Origin of the sequence: Streptomyces sp. SPB074 (assembly GCF_000154905.1) — a bacterium.
Lineage (GTDB): Bacteria > Actinomycetota > Actinomycetes > Streptomycetales > Streptomycetaceae > Streptomyces.
This window is the reverse complement of sequence record NZ_GG770539.1, coordinates 5,762,058-5,768,729: the sequence shown is the minus strand read 5'-3', so window position 1 is coordinate 5,768,729 and position 6,672 is coordinate 5,762,058. Positions and strand designations below refer to the sequence as shown.

5 protein-coding genes are annotated in these 6,672 nt (G+C 73.4%); 2 read left to right on the top strand and 3 right to left on the bottom strand.

Annotated elements, in window-relative coordinates:
- A partial coding sequence (locus tag SSBG_RS24410; RefSeq protein WP_078491506.1) for an FAD/NAD(P)-binding protein occupies positions 1-1,793 on the bottom strand: 1,793 nt, incomplete at its 3' end.
- The gene (locus SSBG_RS24405) at positions 1,790-2,812 is read right to left on the bottom strand and encodes an amino acid ABC transporter permease (protein ID WP_008748737.1); all 1,023 of its coding nucleotides are present in this window, start codon (positions 2,810-2,812) and stop codon (positions 1,790-1,792) included. The genes SSBG_RS24405 and SSBG_RS24410, both read right to left, overlap by 4 nt.
- Before the next feature lie 661 nt (positions 2,813-3,473).
- Here SSBG_RS24405 and SSBG_RS24400 point away from each other — a divergent pair.
- Complete coding sequence (locus tag SSBG_RS24400; RefSeq protein WP_037870549.1) at positions 3,474-4,463, top strand: ABC transporter substrate-binding protein; 990 nt, start codon at positions 3,474-3,476, stop codon at positions 4,461-4,463.
- Between the two features lie 34 nt (positions 4,464-4,497).
- On the opposite strand, the gene SSBG_RS24395 is transcribed toward SSBG_RS24400, so the two are convergent.
- Entirely contained in the window at positions 4,498-5,676 is a 1,179-nt protein-coding gene (locus SSBG_RS24395) for a DUF5685 family protein (protein WP_008748735.1), read from the bottom strand.
- Between the two features lie 311 nt (positions 5,677-5,987).
- On the opposite strand from SSBG_RS24395, the gene SSBG_RS24390 reads away from it, so the two are divergent.
- Positions 5,988-6,440, top strand: coding sequence for a cell division protein SepF (locus tag SSBG_RS24390; protein ID WP_008748733.1), 453 nt, complete (start codon positions 5,988-5,990; stop codon positions 6,438-6,440).
- The last annotated feature ends 232 nt before the right edge of the window (positions 6,441-6,672 follow it).

The following is a 6,672-nucleotide window of genomic DNA, read 5'->3' as shown; positions in this document are numbered from 1 at the left end:
GCCACCCCCACCGCTCCCCCCACCGCTCCCCCCGCCACCAGCCCCAGCACCGCCCGCGCCGTCGCGTCGTTCTGCCGGAACGCCGGGCTGTTCGTGCGCGGCCGGGTGAAGGCCCCGGCCCCGCGCGCGTCCGTGTGCGGGCCGAGCGCGAACAGGCGCGGGTGCGTGCTGCCGTCGTTCCACCGCACCCGCCCGTCCTGCGGTGTCACCGCGAGCAGCCCGTCCTCGGTCGCGAGCGCTCCGGCCGCGAAGAGCCCGCGCAGCAGCGGGTCGCGCACGCGGCCCGCCTCGGGCTGCGGCAGCCGCGCCTCCACGAGCGCCCTCGCCCGCACCGTGTGCTCCGGCAGGCTCGCCGAGCGCGCCTCGAAGGCCCCGTCCACGGCCCGAACGGTCATGCCCGCGCCCAGGAAGCGCACGAGTCCCGCCTCCGCGAGCCCGCGCAGCGCGCGCAGGCGCGGTCCGGGCGGTCCGGAGGCGAGGAAGCTGAAGAAGCCGTGCCACCAGGTGCCGGTGTCGCCGAGGCGCATGAGCTGCCCGTAGACGGAGAGCAGCGCCATGAAGACGGACAGGTCCTCGCTGTGCGCGGGGTCGTGGCGGCGGTCGAGGTCCGCGTCGATGTGCGCGAGAAGCCGCTCCTGCACCTCGTCCTGCGTGCGCGCGGTCCACCCGGCGAGCGGCCGGTCGAGCGCGTCGAGGTCGAGCCGGTCCGCCGCCTCGGGCACCGCCGTGCGGACGAAGGCGTCGAGGCTCCCGTCGTACGGGTCGGCCGCCGCGTAGCCGGACTCGAAGGCGGTCCTGCCGACGGCGAAGGCGTCCGGGCGGGTGGTCAGGAGGCGGTGGTAGTGCGCCCAGCCGAGCTCCTTCGCGACGAGCGGCCACACGTCGGTACGGAAGTCCCTGGGGCCCGGCCGTGCGAGCAGGCGGGCGGTCTGCTCGGGGCCGAAGAAGCTTGGCAGCCGGGGCAGTTCGCCCTCCAGGCGGTAGCCGAGCTTGACGTGGTACGGGACACCGCGCCGCGAACCCACGTACAGGACCGGCTCCTTGCCCGAGGGGACGTAGCGGCCCTCCGGTGTCCAGCACCCGCCGCGCCCCTCGGTGAGCAGCACCATGAGGTCCACGAAGGCGAGGCCGAGGCCGCGCACGAGGACGGGTTCCCCGGCGCGCAGCCCGCGCAGGTCCGTGTCGGCGGTGTAGTCCGGCGGCAGGTAGGTCAGGCCCTCGCGCGCCGCGTGGGTGGTGAACTCTCTTTCCTCCGTGGCGAGTTCTGCTTCCTGATGGCCCAGGGCGAGGATCACGAGGTCGGCGGTGAGCGGGGTCTCGCGGTCCGCGAGCCATACCGACTGCCGTCCCTCGCGCGGGCCTTCGAGGCGTACGGCGCGGGTGCGGTGCTCGCGCACGACGATGCCGGGCGGCAGCGCGGCGCGGGCGCGCTCGTACGCCCAGCGCAGGTAGGCGCCCTGGGTGCGGCGGCCGGGGAAGGTGCGGCCCTCGATCCCGGCCCACTCGTGGAGGGCGGGCCCGGGGACGACGGGTCCTTCCATCTCGACGGTCTCGTCCGTGAAGAGCGTCGTGTCCTCGGCCATGGAGTTCATCCACAGCAGCGGCGACTGCTCCTGCCGCCAGATGCGCCCCGGACCCGGCGGGTAGGGGTCCACGAGGTGCAGGGCGAAGGCGGGTTCCGGACCGCCGTGGCCGGCGGCCGTGTTGGCGGCGATGCGTTCCAGGAGCCCGGTCGCGCGGGGCCCGGCCCCGACCACCACGACGACGGGCGGGTCAGCGGATGCGGGACTCATGAGCGCTCGGCCCCCCGCGCGTAGTGCTTCTCGACGTAGTGCTGGCCGACGCTGAGCACGCTCGTCACGAGCGCGTACCAGATCGTGGCGACGAGGAGCAGCGGGATGACCTGGTAGGTGCGGTGGTAGACGAGCTGGACGGAGTAGAGCAGGTCCTGCACGGCGATGACGCTGACGATCGAGGTGCCCTTGAGCGCGCCGATGAGCATGTTCCCGGCCGGGGGCACGATGGCGCGCATCGCCTGCGGCAGCACGATGCGGCGCAGGCGGCGCCAGGGGCTCAGGCCGAGCGACTGCGCGGCCTCGATCTGCCCCCGGTCCACGGAGAGCAGCCCACCGCGCACCACTTCGGCGGCGTAGGCGGCCTCGTGGAGGGTCAGGCCGAGCACGGCGACGGTGACGGGGCCGAGCAGGTTGACGGTCTTGACCGTGACGAACTCGGGGCCGAAGGGGATGCCGAGCCCGAGCCGCGGGTAGAGGGCGCCGATGTTGAACCAGAAGAGGAGCTGGACGAGGATCGGCGTCGAGCGGAAGAACCAGATGTATCCCGAGGAGACCCAGCTCAGCACCGGGTTCGCGGACATCCGGCCGAGTGCGAGCAGCGTGCCGAGCACGAAGCCGAGCACCATGACGAGCGCGGTGAGCCAGAGCGTCAGGCCGAGGCCGCGCAGCACGGCGGAGGTCGTGAAGTAGTCGGCGACGACGTCCCACTGGAACGCCTTGTTGCGCGCGAGCGAGTTGACCGCCATCGCGAGGAGCAGCAGCACGAGCAGGGCGGCGATCCACTGGCCCGTACGGCGCACGGGCACGATACGGAGCGCGGGCCGCTCGCCCGGCCCGGACGGTGTCCCCTGCCAGGGCTGCTTCCCGGACTCGGGCGGCTCCCCCGGCTTCCCCCGCTCGGGCGGCTCCCCCGGTTCGGGTGGCTGATCCTGCGGGTGCCCGGCCGGGGCGGGGGCGTCGGACGTCGTGGGCGCACCGGAGGCGCGGGCGTCGAAGGCGAGTGCGTCGAAGGACATGCGGAACTCCGTGGCGAAGTCGCCACGCGGTGTCCCGTCTTCACGCGGCCCGCACCCCTCAGTACGGACCTGTCACCGAGGGTACGGGAGGCGCTCGCGCGTTTGTCAACCCCCGGCACCCGTCCCGTGTCCCACATCCTGAGCATCCCGTCTCGTTTCGTTGACGGCGGCCCGGACGCCTGTTCCACTGGTCGGCATGAATCTGTCGCAGCGGCGTCTGGTGACGCGGTCTCACATCGACTTCGGTCGGGTGTGGTCGGCGTCCTGTCGTACGTGCTGCGGTGGCGCGCCTCGTAGCTGACGACCCTCCGGCCGGGCTCGCGCCCCTTTCCTCCTTCGCTGTTCCCTCCCGCCGTCGCCGGTGTCCTGCCGCCGTGCCGTCTCCCGTGTCCGTGAGGCGGTACGTGCCGTGACGCCGTGACGCGTCCGTGCGGCCACGCCGTCGTGCCCGCTGCTCGCTTCGCCCCGCGGTCCCGCCTTCACGCGCAGCACACCCCTCCCTCGCGCCGTTCCGCCCCGCCCCGCCCCCCGGCGTCACGCCCGGCTGCCGTCGTACGGCCGTCTTCGCACGCCCGCGGCCGTCGCCGCCCGCCTTCGCCACCACCCGTTTTCGCTAGAGCCCGCCCGTCTCCTGTCACGTCTGCCGTTCTGGAGTCCCGCCATGAGTGCCCCGCCCCCTCGTTCCGCGCGCCGTTACGCCGTGCTCGCCCTGCTCACCGCCTCCGCGCTCCTCCCTCTCACCGCCTGCGGTTCCGGCGATTCCCCGGGCGCGGGTTCCGCCGGGGGTGCGGGCGGGGCGGCGGCCGCCGCCGGTTCGCCCGCCGGGAAGGCCGGGAAGCTCCCCACGGGGGACGTCGTCTCGGGCGAGCGGAAGAACGCCGCGGCGGCGAAGCTCCTGCCGGAGCGCGTCCGCACGGCGGGCAGGCTCACGCTCGGCGGCGCGATCGGCGCCCCGCCCACCGCGACGTACCTGGAGGACGGCAAGACCGCCGCCGGCGTGGACGTGGAGATCACCGCGGCCGTCGCGAAGGTGCTCGGGATCAGGATCGACCGGCAGGAGGCGAGCTTCGAGGCGATCCTGCCCGCACTCGGCAGTGGCAAGTACGACCTCGGCACCGGCAATTTCGGCGTCACCGACGAGCGCCGCAAGACGATCGACTTCGTCACGTACATCAACGACGGCCAGGGTTTCGCGACCCGCGCCGACGAGAAGATCCCGAAGATCACCGACCTCACCCAGTTGTGCGGCAAGAACATCGGCACCGGCGCGGGCACCACTTTCGAGGTGACGCTGGAACAGAACAAGTCGCTGTGCGAGAAGGCGGGCAAGAAGCCGTACAGCGTCAAGACCTACTCCGAGCAGGGCGCCATCTGGGGCTCGCTCCAGCAGGGCCGTACCGATGTCGTCATGTCGACCATCAACGGGCTGCGGTACGCGGTCGACCAGCAGCAGGGCCTGAGGTTCCTCAACGAGTACCACCGGCTCGACGTCGGTTTCGCCTTCAAGAAGGGCAGTGATCTGACCCCCGCCTTCCAGAAGGCCGTCAACGTGATCATCGCCGACGGTACCTACGCCAAGATCCTCAAGAAGTGGGGTGTCTCGGCCTCCGCCCTCCCCACCTCCCGCATCTCCCCGCCCGAGATCCGCTGAACCGTCCCGCCCCCGCGCCCCTCCGCCCCCGCTCTCAGCAGTCGCAGCAGCACCCGTCGCAGCCGCAGCCGTCGCACCCGCAGCAATCGCAGTCGCAGGCGTCGCAGCAGTCCGCGTAGTGGCAGCAGCCGTGCCGGACCTTGCCCGACCACGGGCCCTCGTAGTCCTCGGCGCAGCACATGCGGCACGTGCACGCGAGCGCGAGGAACACCCCGCAGCCCGCCCAGAAGCCGCGCCCCGAGGGCGGGGGCGGGGGCTCGGGGGTCTGCCCGCCGGGCGGGTCCTGCGTGTACGGGTTCCCCGGGACCGGGGTGCCCGGGTGCTGGTGCGCGCAGGAGGGCGCCGTGCCGAAGGCGCGGTCGACGGCGCGCGGCAGCTCGTGGACGAGGAGGCGGTGGGCGAGCGCCGGGTCGGTGAGGTCGGTGTCCGCGAGGGCGAGGCGGATGCCGCGCAGGGCGTCGTCGGCGAGGCGGCGGGCCTCGGCGCGCGGGGTCGCGGTCGCGGTGAGCGGGTTCCAGGCGCCGCGTGCCGCGTCCTCGGCCTGGTCCTCGACCGCGTCGAGGAGGTGCGCGAGGCGGCCGAAGAGACGGCCCGCCTCGGCGAGCGGCACCGCGTTGTGCGGCCGGCCCGCGAGGAGCGCGGTGTGCGCGAAGGCGGCGGCGGTCGCGGTCTCGGTCGGCTCCGTGACGGTCAGGAGCGAGGTGCCGGGGCCCGCGAGCGCCTCGATGCCGGGCTGGCGTTCGGCGGCGGCGAGCAGGACCGCCGTGTCGAAGCCGAGCCCGGCCGCCGAGCGGTGCGCGGCCTCGGCCCAGCCGCTCGCCACGCGCCCCGCGGCGGCGGCGACCGGACGGCGGGCCAGCATCCCGTCCCGGTCGGCGACATGGTCCCGTACCTTCACCGCGGCGAGGGCGAGCGAGACGGCGCCCGCGAGACGCGCCCCCTCCCCCTCGCTGACGCGCGCCGTGCGCATCCCGCGCAGCGCGCACGGCCCGGCGAGGCGGCGGCGCTGCCGCTCACGCGGGGTCTGAGCCTCCGTCAGTACGGATATGACGATGCCGTCGTAATTCGTGGCTATGCGGGCGAACTGCCCGTGACTGCCCCTCAGCGCGAGGCAGAGCCCGCACATGTGGGACATCCAGCGGTTCCTGAGCGTCTCGCCGAGGCTGTGGGCGCACGGCCGCACCATCCCGAACATCGTGAAATGACCCCCCATTGTCCTGCGCGTACCGCTACGATCGCCGCATCGTACCGGCGGTTACCGCCGGGCCCCGCGTCACCCGTACGCCCCCCGGCATCACCCAGAGGTACGTAAAGGGTGTGAAGAATCGTTTTTCACTCCTCGTCAGCCCTCTCGCCCCAGTGTTCTCCGTGCGGGACACGGGGCACTGTGCACCAGTACCGTCACGAAAACACCGAGAAGCCCCCCTCCCCTTGGCGGAGTGTTCGCCTGATGGACGACGATGGGGGCAGGAAACACAGGGAACCCAGGGAACAAGGACCGCTGTGATGTGAGAGGAGGCGTCCATGGGATCGGTGCGCAAGGCAAGTGCCTGGCTCGGGCTCGTCGACGACGACGCCGGGGCCGAGCGCTACTACGACGGTTACGCGGACGAGCCCGAGACGGGCCCCGAGCCCGGCGAGAGCTGGGTCACCGACCCTCGGGTGCGGGTCGCCGCGCAGGCCGCCGAGGAACGGGACCGCAGAATCGGCACGGTCACCCCGAGCAGCTTCCGGGACGCCCGGCACATCGGTGAGATGTTCCGCGACGGCGTCCCCGTCATCATGAACCTGACCGCGATGGAGCCCGCCGACGCCAAGCGGGTCGTGGACTTCGCCGCCGGGCTCATCTTCGGGCTGCGCGGGTCGATCGAGAAGGTCGCCACCCGCGTCTTCCTCCTCACTCCCTCCGGCACGGAGATCGTCGCGGGCGAGGCGGCCGGCGCCCGCCCCCGGGACGGTTTCTTCAACCAGAGCTAGCCGCCCGGGGCGACCGAGGGCGGTACGGCATCCCCCCGTACGCCGTACCCCGCCCTCAGTCCCCGGACGGCCGGCACCCCTCTCCTGACGGCCCGCGCCGTCCCCCGGACGACGCGCCTTCCGCGGTCCCGTCCGCCGCGCCCTCATCCCGCCCCCCCGGAGACGCGGGCACCGGGTTCCGCCGCGTGGGCACCGGTCTTCGCCTCGCCGGCACCGGCCTCCTTCGCGTGCC

Coding starts and splice junctions, on each gene's coding strand:
- SSBG_RS24405 (WP_008748737.1), bottom strand. CDS start 2,812: ATGTCCTTCGACGCACTCGCCTTCGACGCCCGCGCCTCCGGTGCGCCC.
- SSBG_RS24400 (WP_037870549.1), top strand. CDS start 3,474: ATGAGTGCCCCGCCCCCTCGTTCCGCGCGCCGTTACGCCGTGCTCGCC.
- SSBG_RS24395 (WP_008748735.1), bottom strand. CDS start 5,676: ATGGGGGGTCATTTCACGATGTTCGGGATGGTGCGGCCGTGCGCCCAC.
- SSBG_RS24390 (WP_008748733.1), top strand. CDS start 5,988: ATGGGATCGGTGCGCAAGGCAAGTGCCTGGCTCGGGCTCGTCGACGAC.